This window comes from Corynebacterium flavescens (assembly GCF_008693105.1).
GTDB classification, from domain to species: Bacteria; Actinomycetota; Actinomycetes; order Mycobacteriales; family Mycobacteriaceae; genus Corynebacterium; species Corynebacterium flavescens.
In genome coordinates, this window is sequence record NZ_VXKK01000018.1 from 65088 (window position 1) to 84554 (window position 19467).

The 19467-nt window shown below is 62.3% G+C and carries 18 protein-coding genes; 9 read left to right on the plus strand and 9 right to left on the minus strand.

Annotated features, from left to right (window positions below; genetic code table 11):
- The first annotated feature begins 55 nt into the window (after positions 1–55).
- Together guaB and F4V60_RS02510 are read left to right on the plus strand one after the other, a co-directional pair.
- Positions 56–1576, plus strand: coding sequence for an IMP dehydrogenase (gene guaB, locus F4V60_RS02505; RefSeq protein WP_075729182.1), 1521 nt, complete (start codon positions 56–58; stop codon positions 1574–1576).
- A gap of 13 nt (positions 1577–1589) precedes the next feature.
- Positions 1590–2732 (plus strand): GuaB3 family IMP dehydrogenase-related protein, encoded by a 1143-nt coding sequence (locus F4V60_RS02510; RefSeq protein ID WP_075729183.1) that lies wholly within the window; start codon positions 1590–1592, stop codon positions 2730–2732.
- Between the two features lie 5 nt (positions 2733–2737).
- Here F4V60_RS02510 and F4V60_RS02515 read toward each other — a convergent pair whose 3' ends face one another.
- A complete protein-coding gene (locus F4V60_RS02515; RefSeq protein ID WP_075729184.1) occupies positions 2738–3706 on the minus strand; it encodes an EamA family transporter in 969 nt (322 codons plus the stop codon).
- Positions 3707–3814: 108 nt separating this feature from the next.
- Between F4V60_RS02515 and F4V60_RS02520 the strand changes: the two genes are divergently transcribed.
- Together F4V60_RS02520 and guaA are read left to right on the plus strand one after the other, a co-directional pair.
- Positions 3815–4717, plus strand: a complete 903-nt coding sequence (locus tag F4V60_RS02520; protein ID WP_075729185.1) for a LysR family transcriptional regulator — start codon at positions 3815–3817, stop codon at positions 4715–4717.
- Positions 4718–4797: 80 nt separating this feature from the next.
- A complete protein-coding gene (guaA, locus tag F4V60_RS02525) occupies positions 4798–6360 on the plus strand; it encodes a glutamine-hydrolyzing GMP synthase (protein WP_075729186.1) in 1563 nt (520 codons plus the stop codon).
- 258 nt (positions 6361–6618) lie between these two features.
- Here guaA and F4V60_RS02530 read toward each other — a convergent pair whose 3' ends face one another.
- The 3 genes from F4V60_RS02530 to F4V60_RS02540 form a co-directional block, all read right to left on the minus strand.
- A complete protein-coding gene (locus F4V60_RS02530) occupies positions 6619–7626 on the minus strand; it encodes an HNH endonuclease signature motif containing protein (RefSeq protein ID WP_075729187.1) in 1008 nt (335 codons plus the stop codon).
- 228 nt (positions 7627–7854) lie between these two features.
- Positions 7855–8880: a threonine aldolase family protein gene (locus F4V60_RS02535; RefSeq protein ID WP_075729188.1), complete on the minus strand. Its 1026-nt coding sequence runs from the start codon at positions 8878–8880 to the stop codon at positions 7855–7857.
- 11 nt (positions 8881–8891) lie between these two features.
- Positions 8892–9986: a PspC domain-containing protein gene (locus F4V60_RS02540; protein WP_084559118.1), complete on the minus strand. Its 1095-nt coding sequence runs from the start codon at positions 9984–9986 to the stop codon at positions 8892–8894.
- A 113-nt stretch (positions 9987–10099) separates the two neighbouring features.
- On the opposite strand from F4V60_RS02540, the gene F4V60_RS02545 reads away from it, so the two are divergent.
- From F4V60_RS02545 to F4V60_RS02560, 4 genes are all read left to right on the plus strand, one after another.
- Positions 10100–11248, plus strand: a complete 1149-nt coding sequence (locus F4V60_RS02545; RefSeq protein ID WP_075729190.1) for an ATP-binding protein — start codon at positions 10100–10102, stop codon at positions 11246–11248.
- Between the two features lie 2 nt (positions 11249–11250).
- Complete coding sequence (locus F4V60_RS02550) at positions 11251–11886, plus strand: LuxR C-terminal-related transcriptional regulator (RefSeq protein ID WP_075729191.1); 636 nt, start codon at positions 11251–11253, stop codon at positions 11884–11886.
- A 76-nt stretch (positions 11887–11962) separates the two neighbouring features.
- Complete coding sequence (locus F4V60_RS02555; protein WP_075729192.1) at positions 11963–12664, plus strand: hypothetical protein; 702 nt, start codon at positions 11963–11965, stop codon at positions 12662–12664.
- Positions 12661–14214 (plus strand): DNA polymerase Y family protein, encoded by a 1554-nt coding sequence (locus tag F4V60_RS02560; protein WP_075729193.1) that lies wholly within the window; start codon positions 12661–12663, stop codon positions 14212–14214. The genes F4V60_RS02555 and F4V60_RS02560 overlap by 4 nt, the downstream gene beginning before the upstream one ends.
- Here the strand turns inward: F4V60_RS02560 and F4V60_RS02565 are convergent.
- Entirely contained in the window at positions 14211–14831 is a 621-nt protein-coding gene (locus tag F4V60_RS02565; protein WP_428840508.1) for an AMIN-like domain-containing (lipo)protein, read from the minus strand. The genes F4V60_RS02560 and F4V60_RS02565 overlap by 4 nt on opposite strands.
- 90 nt (positions 14832–14921) lie before the next feature.
- On the opposite strand from F4V60_RS02565, the gene F4V60_RS02570 reads away from it, so the two are divergent.
- A complete protein-coding gene (locus F4V60_RS02570) occupies positions 14922–15761 on the plus strand; it encodes a ferredoxin family protein (protein ID WP_075729195.1) in 840 nt (279 codons plus the stop codon).
- Here the strand turns inward: F4V60_RS02570 and F4V60_RS02575 are convergent.
- The 4 genes from F4V60_RS02575 to F4V60_RS02590 are packed head-to-tail and all read right to left on the minus strand — an operon-like array spanning position 15758 to position 19383.
- Positions 15758–16438: a methionine ABC transporter permease gene (locus tag F4V60_RS02575; protein WP_075729196.1), complete on the minus strand. Its 681-nt coding sequence runs from the start codon at positions 16436–16438 to the stop codon at positions 15758–15760. The genes F4V60_RS02570 and F4V60_RS02575 overlap by 4 nt on opposite strands.
- Positions 16435–17508, minus strand: coding sequence for a methionine ABC transporter ATP-binding protein (locus F4V60_RS02580; RefSeq protein WP_075729197.1), 1074 nt, complete (start codon positions 17506–17508; stop codon positions 16435–16437). The genes F4V60_RS02575 and F4V60_RS02580 overlap by 4 nt, the downstream gene beginning before the upstream one ends.
- 60 nt (positions 17509–17568) lie before the next feature.
- Positions 17569–18480 (minus strand): MetQ/NlpA family ABC transporter substrate-binding protein, encoded by a 912-nt coding sequence (locus tag F4V60_RS02585; protein ID WP_075729198.1) that lies wholly within the window; start codon positions 18478–18480, stop codon positions 17569–17571.
- A 30-nt stretch (positions 18481–18510) separates the two neighbouring features.
- Positions 18511–19383, minus strand: a complete 873-nt coding sequence (locus F4V60_RS02590; RefSeq protein ID WP_075729199.1) for a MetQ/NlpA family ABC transporter substrate-binding protein — start codon at positions 19381–19383, stop codon at positions 18511–18513.
- Positions 19384–19467: the final 84 nt, after the last annotated feature.

The following is a 19467-nucleotide window of genomic DNA, read 5'->3' on the forward strand; positions in this document are numbered from 1 at the left end:
TACAGTTTGTGGTATCCGTGAAACGTCTTGGTCCTTGAAGGAGTTGCCTAATCTTATGAGCGAAAACCGTGTGCACACCGGTGGAGATGATCCCAATAAAGTTATCCTGCACGGACTGACATTTGATGACGTGTTGCTGCTGCCTGCCGAATCACATGTAGTTCCCTCAGAGGTCGATACCTCGGCCCAGTTCACGCGCAATATTCGCCTCGGCGTCCCAGTCGCCTCCGCGGCCATGGATACCGTCACCGAGGCCCGCATGGCCATCGGCATGGCACGCCAAGGTGGCATCGGTGTTTTGCACCGGAACCTCTCCACCGAGGAGCAGGCAGGCCAGGTTGAGATAGTCAAGCGTTCCGAGTCCGGCATGGTCACAGACCCAGTTACTGCCTCCCCGGACATGAGCATCCAGGACGTCGATGACCTGTGCAGCCGCTTCCGTATCTCCGGATTGCCCGTCGTGGACGACAAGGGCACGCTGCTGGGTATTTGCACCAACCGCGATATGCGCTTCGAGCAGGACTTCAGCCGCAAGGTCTCAGAGGTCATGACGGCAATGCCCCTGGTAGTTGCCAAGGAGGGCGTCACTAAGGAAGAGGCGCTGGGCCTGCTTTCGACCAACAAGGTAGAAAAGCTGCCCATCGTCGATGGAGAGAATAAGCTTATCGGCCTCATCACGGTCAAGGACTTTGTTAAGTCTGAGCAATTCCCGGATGCCTCCAAGGATGCCTCCGGGCGCCTGCTGGTTGCAGCGGGTATTGGTACCGGGGAGGAGTCCTATGCCCGCGCAGGTGCGCTGGTTGATGCCGGGGTTGACGTCCTCGTTGTAGACTCCGCCCACGCGCACAACAACCGCGTGCTCGAGATGGTCTCCCGCGTGAAGCGTGACTTCGGTTCGCGTATCGACGTCATCGGTGGCAACCTGGCCACGCGAGAGGCCGCCCGCGACATGATTGCTGCCGGGGCAGATGCCATCAAGGTGGGCATCGGGCCGGGCTCTATCTGCACCACTCGCGTCGTCGCCGGCGTCGGCGCCCCGCAAATTACCGCCATCATGGAGGCTGCGGCCGTGGCCGCACCGGCCGGCATTCCTGTTATCGGCGACGGCGGAATGCAGTACTCGGGCGATATCGCCAAGGCCCTTGCCGCTGGAGCGGACACGGTCATGCTCGGCTCCATGCTGGCTGGCACCACTGAGTCCCCGGGAGACGTCGTGGTGGTCAACGGCAAACAGTACAAGCGCTACCGCGGCATGGGTTCGATGGGCGCCATGCAAGGCCGCGGCCTGAGCGGCGAGAAGCGTTCCTATTCTAAGGACCGCTACTTCCAGGCAGATGTGCGCAGCGAAGACAAGCTGGTGCCGGAGGGCGTCGAGGGACGCGTTCCCTTCCGCGGCGGCATCGATGCGATCATTCACCAGGTCGTCGGTGGCCTGCGTGCCTCCATGGGATACACCGGTTCTGCCACGTTGGCTGAGCTCAAGACCAAGCGTTTTGTGCAGATTACCGCGGCGGGCCTGAAGGAATCTCACCCCCACCACCTGCAGCAAATCGCCGAAGCCCCCAATTACCGTTAAGAAAGAGATTATCGTGCGCGATTACGTAGAGATCGGCATCGGCCGCGAGGCCCGCCGCACCTATGACCTGGATCAAGTATCCCTGGTCCCTACCCGTCGTACCCGTTCTTCCAAGGACGTGGACACCACCTGGCATATTGACGCTTATACCTTCGATACTCCCTTGGTCTCGCATCCCACTGATGCCTTGGCCACGCCTGAGTTCATCATCGAGATGGGCAAGCAGGGCGGTCTGGGTGTTATTAACGCCGAGGGCCTGTGGGGGCGTCACCGTGATCTGGAAGGCGCGATTGCTCAGGTCACGTCCAACCCGCAGGATCTTTCCAACCTGCAGCAACTTCACGCGGCCGAGCTCAATGAGGAACTGTTGAGCGAACGCATCTCCCAAGTGCGTGACTCCGGCGTCACCGTCGCGGTGCGGGTTTCGCCCCAGCGTGCACGCGAGCTGGCCCCCGTTGTGATCAAGGCGGGTGCGGAGATCCTCTTTATCCAAGGCACGCTCATTTCTGCAGAGCACGTGCAGCAGGGCGGGCAGCCGCTGAACCTCAAGGAGTTCATCGGCACCTTGGATATTCCGGTCATCGCCGGCGGTGTGGCGGATTACACCACGGCTTTGCACCTTATGCGTGCAGGCGCCGCAGGCGTCATCGTGGGCTCTGGCGTCAACACCAATGCAGAGACAGTGGGCATCGACGTGCCCATGGCAACCACTATCGCCGATGTGGCGGCCGCTCGACGCGACTACCTGGATGAGACGGGCGGGCGCTACGTGCACCTTTTGGCGGACGGGGATATTCATACCTCGGCAGACATCGCCAAGGCCATTGCCTGTGGCGCGGATGGCGTGGTCTTGGGACCCGTGCTCGCGCAGGCGGCGGAAGCCGGTGGAAAGGGCTACTACTGGCCTTCTACCGCTGGACACCCGCGCTTTCCGCGCGGAATCATTGAACCGGTGGGCAGCGCTCTCGCCGAGGTATATACCCCGGCGTCTGCCGCTGCAGCACGGGTGGAGTTGAGCCTGGAAGTTGTCCTCCATGGCCCTTCCAACGATCCACTGGGGCAGTTGAACTTGGTGGGCGGGCTCAAGCGCGCCATGGCCAAGTGCGGATACACCGACCTCAAGTCCTTCCAAAAGGTGGGGCTGGCTATCCGCTAGATGTATTAGGACTCGATGTGCGCGGGTGCCGGCTTGGCTGGATCCACGCGCATTGGGTCCTTTTTTGATCCCTGCGCACGGGTATGGGCGCGGCGGGGGATGCGCAGGCGCCTGACCCTGTGCATGCGCAAAGGCACAGAGGGCAAGACAACGGCTTGGCCTATGGAGGCTATGACTACCAGCGCGATGGCCAAGAGCTTGAAGGTCGTGATGCCTTGGGAGAGCAGCAGCCAGCCAAACATGGCAGCGAAGACGGGCTCGAGGGCGATGAGGATAGAGAAGGTATTCGCGGCCAGCCGGCGCAGCGCCACCAGCTCCAAGGAATAGGGGATGAGGGAGGCGAGGATGCCCGTACCGATCGCCATGAGGAGCAGGTAAGGATCGTTGATGATGACCAACGTACCCGAGCCTCCTGCTGGCAGCAGTCCCAAGCCGCCGATTGCCAGGGCCACCGCGAGGCCACCCTGACCGGGGATGAGCCTTCCGGTTTTCTTGCTGGACAAGATGTAGAAAGCCCAGGATGCACCCGCGATGAGCACTAAGATGACGCCGATTTCATCGAGCGGGTTGTTGGTCAGGGAATCGAATCCGAGTAGGGCCATGCCGGTTACGGCCAAGGCCACGCAGGTGAAGTCTCGCGCCGAGCGAGAAAGGACGGCGGCCAGCAGCAGAGGTCCCAAGAACTCAATCGTGACGGCAACGCCGAGGGGGATGCGTGCGATGGCGGCGTAGAAGAATCCATTCATCAGGCCGAGGGAGATTCCCAGCCAGAGAACGGAGACCCACTGCTCGCGCGACCACGTCCATACCTTCGGGCGGGTGAGGACGAGCAAGAAGCTGGCGGCGATGAGCAGGCGTAGGGAAGCCGTGGCCCAGGGGCCGGCATGGGGGAAGAGCTGGGTCGCAAGCGCCGCGCCTAATTGGAGAGAGATACAAGAACTAATGACGCAAAGAATTGCGACCGGGGATTTCATGAAATCTATTCTTTATGATTCCAAAGCGTTAGTCGAGCTAGGATTTATCGAGTATATATGTTAGAAAAAATGACAATTTGAAACGCGAAAGCTTAAAGGGGCACTTCTATGCTGGATTTCCACCGCTTAAAGATGCTTTTTGAGCTAAAACGCCTCGGAACGCTCACGGCGGTGGCACAGTCGATGCGCTACACCCATTCGGCGATTTCCCAGCAGCTGGCCATCTGCGAGAAGGAAGTAGGGGTCAAGCTCTACGAACGCGTGGGGCGTAGGGTGCGCTTGACCGAGCAGGGCGAGCTGCTGGCTGATTACGCGGGCAGGATTCTGGCGCTGGCGGATGAGGCGGAGTCGGAGATCCTAGCTTCGACCGATAGCGTGCGCGGGCGCCTGCGCATCACCAGCTTCCAAACCGCCTTGTCCTCGTTTCTTCCCACGGCGCTGACGGAGATTGGCCAGCGCTATCCGGAGCTGCGGGTGGAAATCATGCAGCGCGATGTCGAAAGCGCCATCGAGGCCTTGCGCACCGACACGGTCGATCTGATTCTGGGGGAAGAATACGAGGCGGACATGCCGTTGACGGATGAGGCCACCCACCGTGAGCTGCTTATCGAAGACCCGATCTACCTCATCACCCCCACCACGGGACCGTGGTCACACCTGGAGTTCGATGATCTGGAGGGCGTGCCTTTTGCCATCGACCCAGCAGAGCTAGCAATGGGCAAGTTCACCCAGCAGCTAGGCCTGCGTCATGGCTTCCGCGTCAACGTCGAGTTCGAGACCCCTGATCCCTTCCTGCATGCGCACCTGGTGCGCACAGGCCACGCCGTTTCTTTGGCACCGCGGCTATTCCTGCCGCTGCTTGAGGGACTGCGCATCGTCGAAATCCCCGGCAAGCCCACCCGCACTCTGTTTACCGCTGTGCGCGCCGGAAGGGAGCGGCACCCAGGCATTAGGGCGGTGCGCCTGGCGCTGTATCGGGCGGCCGCGGCGGCGACGGAGGCATTCGACTAAGGCTCAGGTTAAAAGCCCTGGGGAGATGGGCAAGGCGCACGCTTCCTAACTATTGCTATGCGTGAGTTAGACTAGTGCGCGTGACTAACCCAACCACCACTCCGAATCCTGTCCTGGTTGTGGATTTTGGTGCACAGTACGCGCAGCTTATTGCCCGCCGCGTGCGAGAGGCCAATATCTACTCCGAGGTCGTGCCCAATTCCGCCTCCGCGGAAGATATTAAGGCCAAGCACCCAGCGGCCTTGATTCTCTCGGGAGGCCCCTCGTCCGTATACGCAGACGGGGCACCCGCCCTCAAGCCCGAGCTGCTGGAGCTTGGCGTACCGGTCTTTGGTATTTGCTACGGCTTCCAGGCCATGAATCATGCCCTAGGGGGTACGGTCTCCTCCACGGGCGAGCGCGAATACGGCCGCACCGACCTATCGGTTGCCGGTGGCGTGCTCCACGAGGGACTAGAGCCCAAGCACAAAGTATGGATGTCCCACGGTGACGCGGTATCGGCGGCGCCGGAAGGCTTCGTGGTTACCGCTTCCTCGGCGGGTGCGCCGGTGGCGGCGATGGAATGCGTCGACAAGCGCATGGCCGGCGTGCAATACCACCCGGAGGTGCTGCACTCCCCACACGGTCAAGAGGTTTTGATCCGCTTTTTGACTGAGATCGCCGGCCTTGAGCAGAACTGGACGGCGGAGAATATCGCCGAGCAGCTCATCGCCGATGTGCGCGAGCAGGTCGGCCCGGAAGGCCGGGCCATCTGCGCCCTGTCGGGCGGAGTGGACTCCGCCGTCGCCGCAGCCTTGGTGCAGCGCGCCATCGGGGACCGTCTGACGTGTGTCTTTGTCGATCATGGCCTGCTGCGTGCCGGGGAGCGCGAGCAGGTGGAGACGGACTTCGTGGCTTCTACGGGCGCGAAGCTCATTACCGCCGATGAGCGCGCAGCCTTCCTGGCTAAGCTGGCCGGTGTCACCGATCCGGAAGCCAAGCGCAAGGCCATTGGCGCGGAGTTTATTCGTTCCTTCGAGCGCGCCGTGGCCGGAGTACTGGCGGGCCAGAAGGTGGACTTCCTTGTCCAAGGCACGCTTTACCCGGACGTTGTGGAATCCGGCGGTGGAGATGGAACTGCCAATATCAAGTCCCACCACAACGTGGGCGGCCTGCCCGATGACGTGGAGTTCCAGCTCGTCGAGCCTCTGCGCCTGCTCTTTAAGGACGAGGTCCGTGCCGTTGGCCGCCAGCTCGGCCTGCCCGAGGAGATCGTCGCGCGCCAGCCCTTCCCCGGCCCCGGCCTGGGAATCCGCATCATCGGTGAGGTCACCGAGGAGCGCTTAGAAACGCTGCGCGAGGCAGATTTGATCGCCCGCACCGAACTGACCGCTGCCGGCCTCGATGCCGAAATCTGGCAGTGCCCCGTGGTGCTTTTGGCGGATGTGCGCTCGGTGGGCGTGCAGGGAGACGGACGCACCTATGGCAACCCCATTGTGCTGCGCCCCGTATCCTCCGAGGACGCTATGACGGCGGACTGGACGCGCGTTCCCTATGACGTCTTGGAGAAGATTTCTACGCGCATCACCAACGAGGTCAATGATGTTAACCGAGTAGTGCTGGACGTGACCTCCAAGCCGCCGGGAACCATCGAGTGGGAGTAGCGCCTCAAAGCCCCGTATAACTGTGGAAGGGTTAATCCGCAGTCACACGGGGCTTTGCTGATCCCCAGATAGCCGTGGTCGGTCCTTGGTCAATACTCGGTGGGCGGCTCTTCTGGGTTTTAGAGTGCGTGATAAGCGAGTCCCTTGTCGGTATTTCCCGGGATCATGACCACTGCACAGTCACAGTCCTGCCCATTGTTGGTTTCCCCACCGGGGTGTGTTTTGGGGTGCGGGAAGTCGCCGTTAGGCGGTGTTGTCCTAACGGCTGATGTGTGGTGGCTGCCAGACTATTGTCCCGCCTTGGCGGGTAAGGCGCCCGCGCCGCGGTGGCGCATTCGGATCATCCTCATTAACCCCATTGTGGTAGTTGCACAAGGTCACCAGGTTGGCAATGTTGGTCTCCCCGCCGTGCTTCCACGGCGTGAGATGATGAAACTGTCCCCGCTCTGCCGGGGTGGTACAGCCCGGCCACGCACACGTGGGGTGCTCTGCTGCGAGCATTGTGCGCTGCTTGACCGACGCGAAGCGGTCAAAGCGGTACAAGTCCACCGGCCCCTGCGCACGACTTATCACCGTAATAAGACCCTCGTTGGCACAGGCACGCTCGACAAGCTGCGCGCCGGTGATAACAGTCCCACTGGTGGTGCGCACCAGCACATCATCGCGCTCGCGGCGTACAAGCTTCCCGTAGTCCTCCAACTGGAGGACTGCCATGGTCGTCACACGAGTACGCCCAGCCGGGGCCCCGTCTGCCTTGCCGAGCATGCGGGCGATAAAACTCTTACCCGGATGCTGCTGGTCGATGGTTCGGAAGGCATCTGCCATATCTAACCCATTGCCGGTCACGGTCAGGGTGGCTAGCCCGTTGGGGTGCTGGCGCAGCAGTGCGCGCTCGGTGTACTTGCGGGGAACACGCATTTCACGCAGCCGGCGCCGCGCTACCGCAGTAACCTGCTCGCTTGGCGTGGCGCATAGCTCTACGCGTAGGTTCCATGCGCCTAGTTGCACTTTGGCGCGGCGGGTAAAAGACTCAATCAAGCGCAGGGTGCTTAAACAATGCCCATTGCGCCGAGCAGCATCAAGGGCTAAGCGCTGCTTGCCCGTATAAGGCGTGGGGCCGAAGTAGATGGTGTGCAGGCTTATAAGCTCGGCGGCGTCCTGCGCGCTGGCCCCCATCTTCTCAAGGTCTAGCGCGGATAGCCCCGAGCACTCGGCTACGAGGTCAACACCCCGGCTAAGTTGTGCGAAATACTCCTGCAAGCCCATGCCCGCCACGCTAAGACACCGCCCACCGCCGCGACAATCCCCAACCCGCACCCAGTAAGGAAACTGTGGATAACCCACCCGCACCGCCCCGGTTATCCACAGCCGGGCCGCCTAGCCAGAACTTGGCAGTGCAATAGCAAAGCCATCCGGCCTATCCTGAAGGATTGGGCCCAAGCGGAGGACGACCGACCAACAAAACCACTGCACTCTACAACCAGAAGAGCCGGTTTAGCGGGCGAGGTTGGCGATGTCGCCGACGAGCGCATCGATATCCTCGTCATTGGTGGACCACGAGGTGCAAAAGCGCACCGCGCGCAGATCCCCGTGCGGCTCGAAGAACTGGCACACGTAGTTCTGGGAGAGCTCATCTTCCTGTTCTTGGGTCAACAGTGCGAATTGCTGGTTGGTGGGGGAGTCAAAGAGCATGTCTATTCCGGCCGCGGCGAAGGCGTGCGCAATGCGCTGCGCCTGCTCGTTGGCATGGGCGGTAATCTCCTCATAGAGATTGTCGTGGAAGAGCGCGCTAAACTGCGCGCCAAGCAACCAGCCCTTTGCCAGAAGCGCGGAGTTTTGTTTCATGGCATTGCGGAAGTAGGCGTCCCCGCCATGCGGAAAGACGATGGCCTCTCCGAATAAAGCGCCGCACTTTGTGCCGCCGATGGTGAAGATGTCACACAGGCGCGCGAGATCGGGCAGCGTGGCGTCCCCGGCGGCGAGTCCATAGCCCAAGCGGGCGCCGTCAACGAGGAGCGTGAGCGAGAAGCGGTCACAGACTTCGCGCAACTCGCGCAGCTCCGCCAAGGAATAGACGGTGCCGTACTCGCTGGGCTGGGAGATATAGACCATGGCTGGCTCTACTGCGTGCTCCATGGTGCCGGAGGAGCGATACTCTTCCACGCACTGGGTAACTTGCGCGGCGGTGATCTTGCCCAAGTGCCCGGGCAAGGCCAGGATCTTGTGCCCGGAATGCTCGACGGAGCCGGTCTCATGGGTGTTGATATGCCCGGAATCCGCACTGATGACTCCCTGCCAGGGCCGAAGAGTGGCGGCAATTGCCGTGGTATTAACCTGGGTTCCACCCATCAGGAAATGAACTCCTGCTTCCGGGGCGGCGCAGGCGTTTCTAATCTCCGCCCTGGCCTTCTCACACAGTGGGTCCTCTCCGTATCCCGGGTAGGAATCTTGTGCTTTTACGAGGGCGGAGAGGACGGCGGGGTGGCCGGTGCGGTGATAGTCATTACCAAAGTGGATCATGGGCTGTAAGTTTATCCGTTGACCTTGACACTTCCAACGCCGTGATCAATGTGGATATTCAGCTTTGCTTCCGGGTCGCTGCGTGGGGTGCAGTTGCTTTGCCCCACTCCCGAATCACAGGTGAGGTTGAAGGGGATAGATTCGGGCAGGGTCACGTTGAGCTCGCCTATTCCCATGTCCACCGTGACATCACGCGGGGCGGAGAGCCCAGGTAGTTGCGAGAAGTCGATGGTGGCGGAACCAATGCCGAGATCGTAGTGCTCCGGCAGATCTTCCTCGCTGCGCGGGGTCTGCTCAAGCTCCCCGATGCCTACACTCACGGTGGAGGAGTAGGAGCTCTCCCCGGAGTCATAGCTGAGGTAGGCCAGCAGCCCGAGGGCGGCGGCGATGGCGAGGATCCATCCCGCAGCGATGGCTAAGCCGCGGCCACGCTTGCGTGGCTGGGGGCGTGGGGAAGGATCTGGCAGGTCCCAGGCCTCGGGCACGACCCCGAGCGGATCCCAGGAAGGCGGTGCCTTACGGCCCGGGGGAAAGGGGTAGCCTTCCACCGGGGTAAATGCGCTGAGGTCGACTGCCTCGTGACGCGTGGGCTGCTCGGTAGCGGAGAGTCCAGCTGGAGGAACGGGCTCACGGCGATGGAGCATATACCAGGCCAGCCCGAAGAGTGAGAGAACCAGCAGCGAGGAGAGGTTGGCGCCGCCGATGAGCGGGCCGATTCCCATTGCAATGCCGAAGGCGATGATGAGGCCCCAGCCCAGGCCGGCCTCGGAGGCCTCGCCGTCGTGGCGGCCAAAGGCTTCCTCGAGTGGAGAGGTCTTCTTCCCGTAGCGCGGCATGATGGCCCATGCTGCGACATAGGCAGCGATGCCGCCGCCGAAGGCGATGGTAGAGACCACGAAGGCGACGCGGACGATGGTGGGATCGAGTTGATAGCGCACCGCGATTCCCTCGCAGACGCCGGCGATATGGGCCTTGCCGCCTTGAGCGGAGGGCAAACGCGGCGGCCTAGAGTTCCACATGGCGTGCAGGGTTCCGGAGAAGTCTGATTCTCGCGGGCTAGCCGGTCCGGAATACGGGCTCTCCTCGCGGGGTCCTTGGCGTGTCATGCCTCAAGTATGGCGGGGGAAGGGTGCGAAATACATCGGGGAGCACCCTGATCTTTTGGGCTCAGGGTTGTCCCCGATGTGGACTAGGGGCTGGCCGTGCCACTATAGAGTCTATGAAATCGCCCTACCTTTCCGGCTCCTCCGCGGCGGCGTATCCCACGATGGTGCGCCCGCGCTCAGAGCGCGTCGTGGCCGGCGTGGCGGCGGGGTTGGCGCATAATCTTGGGGTCGACGTCGTCTATGTGCGCATTGCGTTGACGGCTCTGACGTTGCTGGGCGGGGTCGGGGCCTTGGCCTATGCCGGGCTGTGGATGTCTACCTCGGTGGAGGAGGATGGACCGCGTAAAAAGCCCGCTGCCGTTGCCCTTTGGTTGGTGCTCGCCGCCGTGCTCGGCACCTTTGCCGCCGTGGCTTTGGCCTCGGGCTTTAGCGCGGGTGCCTTGGTGCCTTTGGCCTTGGCTGCCGTGGGCGCCTTCATGGCGTGGCAGGCCTATGATCGGGGCCTGGATTCGAAGCTAGGCCTAGTTAGCATCGTGGGTGGGGCGGGGCTTGTCATCGTGTGCATCGTGTTCATGGCGCTCACGTGGGAGTCGGGCTCGGGCGGGGTTATCGTTGCCGCCTTCCTTACCCTCCTCGGCTTTGGGGCGCTGGTGGTGCCTTTGGTGCTGAAGCTGTGGCGTTCGCTGGCCCAGGAGCAGGCGGCGAAGGCGGCGGCGGATGAGCGCACCCAGATCGCCGCGCGATTGCACGATTCCGTCCTGCAGACTCTGGCGCTCATTCAAAAGCGGGCGGAGGATCCCCAGGAGGTCTCACGCCTGGCGCGCTCCCAGGAACGCGAGCTGCGCGCCTGGCTTTTCGACGCCGACTCCGCCTCCCCCGAGACCATATTCGGTGCCTTGGAAGCGGCCTGCGGGGAGGTCGAGGACCTGTTTAATCTGCGGCTATCCGCGGTGACGGTGGGGGAGGATACCGCCTTGAGCGAGGAGAGCAAGCTTATAGTGATGGCTGCCCGTGAAGCCATGGTCAACGCCGCCAAGCACGCCCAAGTTGATTCCGTCGATGTCTATGCGGAGATTCTTGCCGGTGAGCTCTCTATCTTCGTGCGTGATCGCGGCACCGGCTTCGATGTTTCTGATATTCCGGAAGATCGGCACGGGATTCGGGAGAGTATCCAGGCCAGAGCGGACGCCGCTGGGGGCAGCTGCCGCATCAAATCCGCGCCGGGTGAGGGCACCGAGGTTGTGCTCACGGTAGCTTTGTAGCCATGGTGAAAGTCTTTTTGGTCGACGATCATTCGGTGTTTCGTGCCGGCGTGCACGCGGAGATCGCTGCGGCAGGTGAGGGCATCGAGATCATCGGTGAGGCAGGAACGGTCCCAGAGGCCATCGAGGGTATTAATTGCCAGCACCCAGACGTGGTCCTGCTTGATGTCCACATGCCGGAAGGCGGCGGACTGGCCGTGGTGCAAGGCGCGCCTGGCCCGAAGTACCTGGCGCTGTCGGTCTCTGATGCGGCAGAGGATGTCATCTCCCTGATTCGGGCAGGCGCGCGCGGCTATGTCACGAAGAATATCTCCGGCCCAGAGCTGGTGCACGCCATCGAACAGGTCGATAGCGGGGATGCGTACTTTTCCCCACGGCTGGCAGGCTTCGTGCTCGATGCCTTCTCCTCCGGTGCTCCCGCACCCGCCGAGGAGGATCCGGTGGTGGATGCGCTGACGCGGCGCGAACTGGAGGTGCTGCGCCTTTTGGCGCGCGGCTATACCTACCGTGAGATTGGCCGAGAGCTATTCATCTCGGTGAAGACGGTGGAGACTCATGCCTCGAATATCTTGCGCAAGACCCAGCAATCGAATCGCTACCAGCTCACGCGCTGGGCGGCACGCCGCGACCTAGATTAGGCACCTTCACTACCGGCTTCCCGCAGTATTCGAACACACATTTGCACGTGTCCCTAGCGGGGTACATACTAGGGGGATGAATCAAACACACGTTCGCCCACTGGCGGCCGTGGCCGGTGGGGATAGGGCTGGCCAGGTGGCCGCGCTGCGGGCCCGCCTGCAGGCCATGGAGGCTGCGTCGGAGTCTCCGGCCGCCCCCGTGGCACCCGAGGATGTGGAGGTGGAGGGGGTGGATACCCCGCCGCAGCTGGCCAAACTTCTACCCTTTGGGGGTTTGCGGCGTCGGCAGGCCGTGCGCTGCACGGATTGTCCGGCCTTGGTCGTGGAGCTGATCTCCTATGTTAGTGCCCGGGGTGGATATGTGGCGGTGGTGGGTTGGCCGGAACTGTCATTCGCACAGGTGGTCGAGGATGGCGATATGGACAAAGTGATTGCCATCCCCGATCCAGGACCGCAGCCATGGGCAGTGACGGGGGTCCTCGTGGAGGGGCTAGATCTAGTTATCCATTACGCCCCAGCGGTCTCCCTTAGCCCGGCCAGCGCGCGTCCGGTGCTGGCCAAGCTGCGCGGTGCTAAGGCCGCACTGGTCACCGTGGGTGGAGGCTTGCCGGGAACGCATACCCATATCTCGGCGGAGGTGACCACGTATCGCGGATTGGGTAGGGGTACGGGCCGCATCAATGGCCTTGATATCTCCGTGCGCGTAAGTGCAAAGGGGGCCCGGCCTGCGCAAGGGGTAATAAGCTGCGGCAAGCGCAGGCGCTTGGAGGCGGTATGAGGATAGCGGCGCTGTGGTTTCCGGACTGGCCCATCCAGGCTGCGCGCATGGACGCGGATTTTAAAGGCCCAGCCATCGTGGAGAAAAGCAACGCGGTCTTAGCCTGTGATGCTGCGGCACGCAGGGTGGGTATTAGGCGGGGGATGCGGGTGCGCCAGGCCCAGGCCATCTGCCCCGAGGTTTCCATCGTGGGGTCTCAGCCGGACCGCGAGGGGGCGCTTTTTGCCGAGCTCACCGCCGGCCTAGACGCGGTGGCCTCCTCTGTCGAGGTGATAAGGCCGGGCCTAGTCATCGTGGATGCGGCTGCGGCGGGACGCTTTCACGGCGGCGAGGATGCCGCAGTGGAAATGTTGGTGGATGCCGTGTCGCGGCGTGGTCTTGATGCCACCGTTGGGGTGGCAGGGGAGATTGCCACCGCACTGATCGCCGCGCGAGACGGACAGCTGGGCGCTGTCATCCCGGAGGGAGGTTCGCGGGAGTTTTTAGAGCCGCAGCCCATAGGGGTCCTCGCGGCGGAGGTGGCGCTGGACTGTGCAGGAGAACTGGTTGAACAGCTCCGACGTCTGGGCCTCAAGACTTTGGGGGACCTGGCACGCCTGCCGCTGCGCCAAGTCAGTTCGCGCTTTGGGGAGGCGGGGAGGCGTTGCCATGCCATAGCGAGCGCGGCACCAGACAGGAGGGTGGCCCCCGAGCCCGCGCGCGCGGAGCTGGCGGTGAAGACGGTGCTGGAGGAACCCATCGAGCGAGTTGATGCCGCAGCTTTCGCCGCGCGGGAGCTAGCAGCGCGCCTGCACGCGCGGTTGCGGGAGGGCGGATGGGCCTGCCTGCGCCTGCGGGTAGTGGCAGAGCTGGCCAACGAGCAGGTTCTAGAACGGGTCTGGCGCACGCGATCTGCCCTGAGTGAAGAGGCCACGGCGGATCGCGTGCGCTGGCAGCTCGATGGGTGGCTGACCTCCGCGCGAGCTCAGGGCAAGGACGGCGCCGGCATCGTGTCCCTCATCCTCGAGCCCATCGAAGTGGCTCACCCGGACGGGGAGGGCCTGTGGGGAAGCGGTTCCTCGGAAGAAGATGCCAAGCGTGTGATCTCGCGGGTGCAGGCGCAGCTCGGCATCGATCGGGTGCTCCAGCCGTGGGACAGCGGAGGTCGCGGGGTGGCTGAGCGCGTCGAGTTTATTCCCTATGGCGAAAAGCGCGATCCGGCCCCCGAGGGCAGTTGGCCGGGGCGCATTCCCGCACCCTTGCCTGCGCGGCTAGCCGGGGCACATCCTGCCGCGCGCATCCGTCTTATAGATGCCAGTGCCGCGGATATCTATGTCACCGCGGAGACCTTGTTGAGCAGCACCCCTCACGCGCTGGGCTGGGGGCAACACCGCTACGCGGTCATCGGCTGGGCAGGGCCATGGCCGGTGGATATTGGTTGGTGGAAAGGCCAAGAGCAGCGGCTTGCCCGTCTGCAGGTGCTCGGGCAGGGACAAGGAGAACAGCGCCAGCGGGCCTGGCTCCTGCTCTGGCGGGGAGGAAAGTGGCGCGTCGAGGCGAGCTACGCCTAGCCGGCCTGCAAGACGTCGATGACGAGGCGGGTGGGATTTTGTAGAGTCTGCACGGAATACGCGTGGCGTTCCTTCATCCCGATAATAAACTGGCAGCGGCCTTCGAAGGTCCCGGTGTTGACAACTTCGGTGACGAAACCGCCAGCGCCATGGGTGGTGCCGATATTAGGATCGTCGATGTTGAGCTCGAAGGGATAGACCACTCCGTCGATATTGACGTTGAGGGCGGTATTGCCTGTGTAGGCCACGGGCTTGCCTGAGCCCTGCTGGGTGGGGGTGTCACTGTAATCAATGAACCAACCCGGCTCGCCATCTCCGGTGAACTCGAAGACGATGCGCTCAAAACCCTGGTGTTTTCCCACCCGCACGTCCGTGACAACGAGCTGGCTGGGAGCCTGGGGCCGCAGTGTTTTCATCTCGCTATTGGCGTTGCCTAAGGGCGAGATGCCCGCGCTGGGGGTCTCAGCAGGGGCGGTGGCCTCGACGCTGCCCACCGTCGCGGCGACGGTGGACGGCGCTGCCGAGGTGCTGCTTGCATCAGGGCTGCGGCCGCAGGCGCCTAGTGTCACGGAGCAGATCACGAGGACTCCGCAACACACTTTATGAGACATCAACATGCTTTCAGGCTAAAGGGCTTTGCGGACAACCGCAAAGGCGCACCACCGGCGTGGAGTTTCCTCGGCGTGGGGAGCGCTAAAGTATCTGGTATGACTGCGCGCACTTGTTCTGACATTTTGGTCGAGCCACTGCCGGGTACGGCCAAGCAGGAGAAGGTTTATGTCCTTTTTGAATGGCCGGGCGGATGGTCGCGTGATGTACTCGATGGGGATACCTTTGGGCCCGAGCTCACACGCCTGCTCAAGGAAAAGCTGGCCGGGCACGCCGGGCTGCAACTCATCCGGCGCCCCGGCCGCAAGGGGCACCAAGTAGGCAACATGCACCGCTGCTACCTCGTGTGGGCCCAATCGGCGTGCATGGAGATGCTCCTGCTTACTGGTCCGGAGAAGATCGTGGAGCTCGATCTCACAGGACCAGGCCGCAACGGCGGAGGCAGCATCGACTCCCCGCTGGTGCTCGTGTGCACGCACGGCCGCCGCGACGTGTGCTGCGCGGTCAAAGGGAGGCCACTAGCCGCGGGGCTGGTGGAGGACTTCCCCGAGCTGATCTGGGAGTCCTCGCACACCAAGGGCCACCGTTTCGCACCCTCTGTGCTCTTGATGCCGTGGGGATATTCCTTTGGCCGGCTCAATCTCGAGGCGGGACGTGCGATGGTGCGCGCCGCCGCCACAGGTGAGTACTTCTATCCCTCCAACCGCGGGCGAGGCATCTATGATGCGCGAGGGCAGGTAGCGGAGCTGGCCATCGCTCGCCGCCTTATCGAGGCCGGTGAGAAGGTGCACTATGGGGATCTGAGCGCCCTCGACAAGCATGTGGTGCATGTTGACGGGCGCGAGTGGGACGTTGATATGGAGCAGAAAGAGGTCTCCGGCATCGTCTCCTCCTGTGGGGACGAGCCGAAGACCTCGCGGGTGTGGGTCGCGGTTTAGCGGCGCATGATCTTGGCCGAGAGCCAGTTGCCAAAGAACTGGGCGGCCTGGACCAAGACAATGATGATGAGCGTGGCCACCACGGTGACCTGCCACTCGAAGGCGCGGTAGCCGTAGACAATGGCGAAGTCACCCAAGCCGCCGCCGCCGACGTAGCCGGCCATCGCCGACATATCCACGACACCGATAAACAGGAAGGTGTAGCCCAGCACCAGCGGGCCCAAGGCCTCGGGGATGATCACCGAGGTGATGATCTTCCACGGGCTCGCCCCCATGGCGCGCGCCGCCTCGATAACGCCCGGATCGATGGAGACTAGGTTCTGCTCGACGATACGCGCCACCGCGAAGGTCGCAGCGATGACCATGACAAAGGTGGCAGGGCCGCGGCCGATGGACCCACCCATCACCGCGACGGTCAGCGGCTGCACAAAGGCGAGCAAGATGATAAACGGGATCGGGCGAACGAAGTTCACAGCCACGTTGATCAAGAGGTAAATGAGCTTGTTTTGCAGAATCCCGCCAGGGCGGGTGGTGTAGAGCAAGATGCCGAGGAAGAGCCCGAGCAGGCCTGCGACCACCATGGTGACGCTGACCATGATGAGGGTGTCCTTGACAGCCTCGAGGAGGGTATCGCCGAGGCGGTCCCAGTTTGCTTCCGCCAGGTAGGTGACGTTCATCGTTGAATCTCCTCGATGTCGGTGGTGCGCTGGAGGGTTGCGTAGAACTCTTCGATGGCCGCCTGTGAGCCGCTAAGGCGCACGGTGACCTTGCCAAAGGAGTGCTGCTGCAAGGTGGTAATGCCACCGTGCACGATTGAGATGGATACCCCGGCTGCCTCGAGGCGCGAAGTGGCGGCGAAGAAGCCGGAGTTCTCGGTGAGATTGACGGTAAATAGGCGCCCCTCGTGCGCAAGGAGATCATCTGCCTCAATGACGTCGGGGGTATTGCGCAGCGAGGTGGCGACGAACTTCTCCGCCACTGCGGTCTGGGGATGGGAAAAGACCTCGTAGACACTGCCGTGCTCGACCACGCGGCCATCCTCCATCACGGCCACGTGATCGGCGATGGAACGGACCACCTCCATCTCGTGGGTGATCACCACGATGGTGATGCCGAGTTCCTTGTTGACGCGCCGTAGCAGGTTGAGCACCTCGTAGGTCGTCGTCGGATCGAGAGCGGAGGTGGCCTCATCCGCCAAGAGCAAAGAAGGGTTGACCGCCAGCGCACGAGCGATGCCGACGCGCTGCTTCTGTCCTCCGGAGAGCTGCTCCGGATAGTTAGAGCCCTTATCTCCTAGGCCGACGAACTCTAAGAGCTCCGCCACACGCTTCTTGCGCAAGGCCTTGGGCACCCCGGCCAGCTGCAGGGGGTATTCGATGTTGCCCGCCGCGGTGCGAGAGTGAAAGAGGTTGAACTGCTGGAAGATCATGCCAATGTTGCGGCGGGTGCCGCGCAGCTTGGACTCGGGCAGGCCCACGATATTCTGCCCGTCGAGCAGCAGCTGCCCGGAGGTAGGGGTATCGAGCCCGTTGATCATGCGGACCAGGGTGGATTTGCCGGCGCCAGAGTAACCGATGATGCCGGTGATATCGCCGGATTCGACGGTTAAAGTGACATCGTCAAGCGCTTTGGTTTCGGTCTTTTTGTTCTTGAAGACCTTGGTAATGTTGCGGAACTCAATCCGCGTACCTTTGTTGTGCGTCACGTGAGGTCTTTCCTTGCTAAGTGATGAGGCGGTGTAAGTGATGACTAGCCGCCCTAATAATCTAACCCCGCCGGGGAAAATGCGCCGGCGGGGTAGAGAGGTTTACTTGGATGCTTCTTCCTCGAGGCGGTCCAGGATTTGCTGGAGTTCCGCCTGGGGCTTGTCGACGAAGATGGTGGTTCCACCAGTGGTCTTCTGCACGGCTGCCTTTACCTCATCGGAAAGATAGAGCTCGGCTAGGCGCTTGACCTTGGGGTTGTCCTTGTCCTTTTCCTGCACCGCCCACACATTGATGTAGGGCTCGAACATGACCTCCGGGTTGGCGCCGGGGGAATCAGGATCGTCGTACAAAATGGCCTGGGAGGGATCGATATTGGCGCGCTCAAAGAAGGAGTTCGTGATGACCGCGGGCTTGCCTTCGCCATAGGCGGAGGGGGTCTGAGCGGCGTCGACAGGCGCGACCGAGACCTTGGAGGCTCCCTCGTCGATATCGGCCGGGGTGGGGGTCAAAAGGTCATCCTCTTTGAGCTTGAGCAGTCCTTGCGAGGCCAAGAGGTTAAGGGAGCGTGCCTGGTTGGTCGGGTCATTGGGAATGGCGACCTGTTGGCCTTCGATGCCCTCGAGGGAATCGTGGTCTTTCCAAAACAGCGGCATGGGGTAGATCTGGGTGGAAGCCACAGGCACTAGGTTGGTGCCGTTGCCCACGTTGTATTCCGATAAGAACTTCAGGTGCTGGAACTTATTGGTATCCGTATCGCCCTCAGCGAGGGACTGATTCGGCGTGGCATAGTCCGTGAAGTTGCGCATCTCTATCTCGATGCCCTCCTTCTTTGCGAGATCTTCCAAGACCTGCCACTCGGGCAGCTCGGCATCGGTGGTACCGATGACGATGGGGCGATCCTCGCCCGCGGTCTCGTTAGTGGAAGAAGCAGAAGAGCAGGCGCTGAGGCTGCCGGCGGCCACAACCGCGGCTACAACTGCGGCCACGGGGGAGATGATTCGGCGGAGGTACATCGTTTCCTTAAAGGTCGGTGGGGGTGGAGGCTAGCTTTGCTCTTGGACGCGCTCGAGGATGGTCTGCAGTTCCTCAGGGGTGCGCTCGACGGGCACGGAGGTTCCCTTGGAATCCTCGGCCACGGCGTCCTGCACGGGCTGGGTGTGCCAGACCTCGGCGAGCTTCTTAAGATCCTCACGGTCGGCGTCTGCGGCGCGGACGACGAAGGCGTTGATGTAGGGCTCTGCTTCCTTGGAGTTCGGATCATCTTGGAAGATGGAGGTCTTGGGATCGATGCCGGCGCGATCCAGGAAGGAGTTGTTGATGACGGCGGGCTTGCCCTCGCCATAAGCAGCGGGGGTCTGGGCCGCGTCGACCGGGGTGACCTTGACCTTGGAGGCAGCCTCGTCAATATCGGGCAGGCCTGGGGTGATGAGACCTTCTTCCTTGAGGGTGACCAGTCCGGCCTGCACGAGGACGTTGATGGCGCGGCCCTGGTTGGTGGCGTCGTTGGGGATGGCTATTTCTTGGCCTTCGATGCCGTCGAGGGAGTCGTGGTCCTTCCAGAAGAGGGCGAGCGGGACGATCTCGGTGGCGACGATGGGCACGAGGTCGGTGCCGTTGCCCTTGTTGTACTCGGCCAAGAACTTCAGGTGCTGGAAGTTATTGGTATCGATCTCCCCTTGGTCAAGCGCCTGGTTGGGGGTGTTGTAATCGGAGAAGTTTTGGATCTTGATATCGAAACCCTCCTTCTTAGCCTCGTCTTCGAAGGCCGCCCAGGCCTTCTTGGAGGCGTCGGTGGTGCCGATAGTGATGGGGCCATTGCTGGCGCTGTCCCCGGAAGAATCAGAGGAGCAGGCGGCGAGGCCGGTGGCGGCGATGACGCTGACAGAGGCGGCGGCAAGGATGCGACGAAGATACATGGTGGTGATAATCCAATCTTTAACTTGCGGGTGTTACTTGAGGCCTTAATTACGAGAAACTGCGGAAGAAGATTCCTTCTCGGC

Coding starts and splice junctions, on each gene's coding strand:
- guaB (WP_075729182.1), top strand. CDS start 56: ATGAGCGAAAACCGTGTGCACACCGGTGGAGATGATCCCAATAAAGTT.
- F4V60_RS02515 (WP_075729184.1), bottom strand. CDS start 3,706: ATGAAATCCCCGGTCGCAATTCTTTGCGTCATTAGTTCTTGTATCTCT.
- F4V60_RS02520 (WP_075729185.1), top strand. CDS start 3,815: ATGCTGGATTTCCACCGCTTAAAGATGCTTTTTGAGCTAAAACGCCTC.
- F4V60_RS02530 (WP_075729187.1), bottom strand. CDS start 7,626: ATGGGCTTGCAGGAGTATTTCGCACAACTTAGCCGGGGTGTTGACCTC.
- F4V60_RS02535 (WP_075729188.1), bottom strand. CDS start 8,880: ATGATCCACTTTGGTAATGACTATCACCGCACCGGCCACCCCGCCGTC.
- F4V60_RS02540 (WP_084559118.1), bottom strand. CDS start 9,986: ATGACACGCCAAGGACCCCGCGAGGAGAGCCCGTATTCCGGACCGGCT.
- F4V60_RS02545 (WP_075729190.1), top strand. CDS start 10,100: ATGAAATCGCCCTACCTTTCCGGCTCCTCCGCGGCGGCGTATCCCACG.
- F4V60_RS02550 (WP_075729191.1), top strand. CDS start 11,251: ATGGTGAAAGTCTTTTTGGTCGACGATCATTCGGTGTTTCGTGCCGGC.
- F4V60_RS02555 (WP_075729192.1), top strand. CDS start 11,963: ATGAATCAAACACACGTTCGCCCACTGGCGGCCGTGGCCGGTGGGGAT.
- F4V60_RS02560 (WP_075729193.1), top strand. CDS start 12,661: ATGAGGATAGCGGCGCTGTGGTTTCCGGACTGGCCCATCCAGGCTGCG.
- F4V60_RS02565 (WP_428840508.1), bottom strand. CDS start 14,831: ATGTTGATGTCTCATAAAGTGTGTTGCGGAGTCCTCGTGATCTGCTCC.
- F4V60_RS02570 (WP_075729195.1), top strand. CDS start 14,922: ATGACTGCGCGCACTTGTTCTGACATTTTGGTCGAGCCACTGCCGGGT.
- F4V60_RS02575 (WP_075729196.1), bottom strand. CDS start 16,438: ATGAACGTCACCTACCTGGCGGAAGCAAACTGGGACCGCCTCGGCGAT.
- F4V60_RS02585 (WP_075729198.1), bottom strand. CDS start 18,480: ATGTACCTCCGCCGAATCATCTCCCCCGTGGCCGCAGTTGTAGCCGCG.
- F4V60_RS02590 (WP_075729199.1), bottom strand. CDS start 19,383: ATGTATCTTCGTCGCATCCTTGCCGCCGCCTCTGTCAGCGTCATCGCC.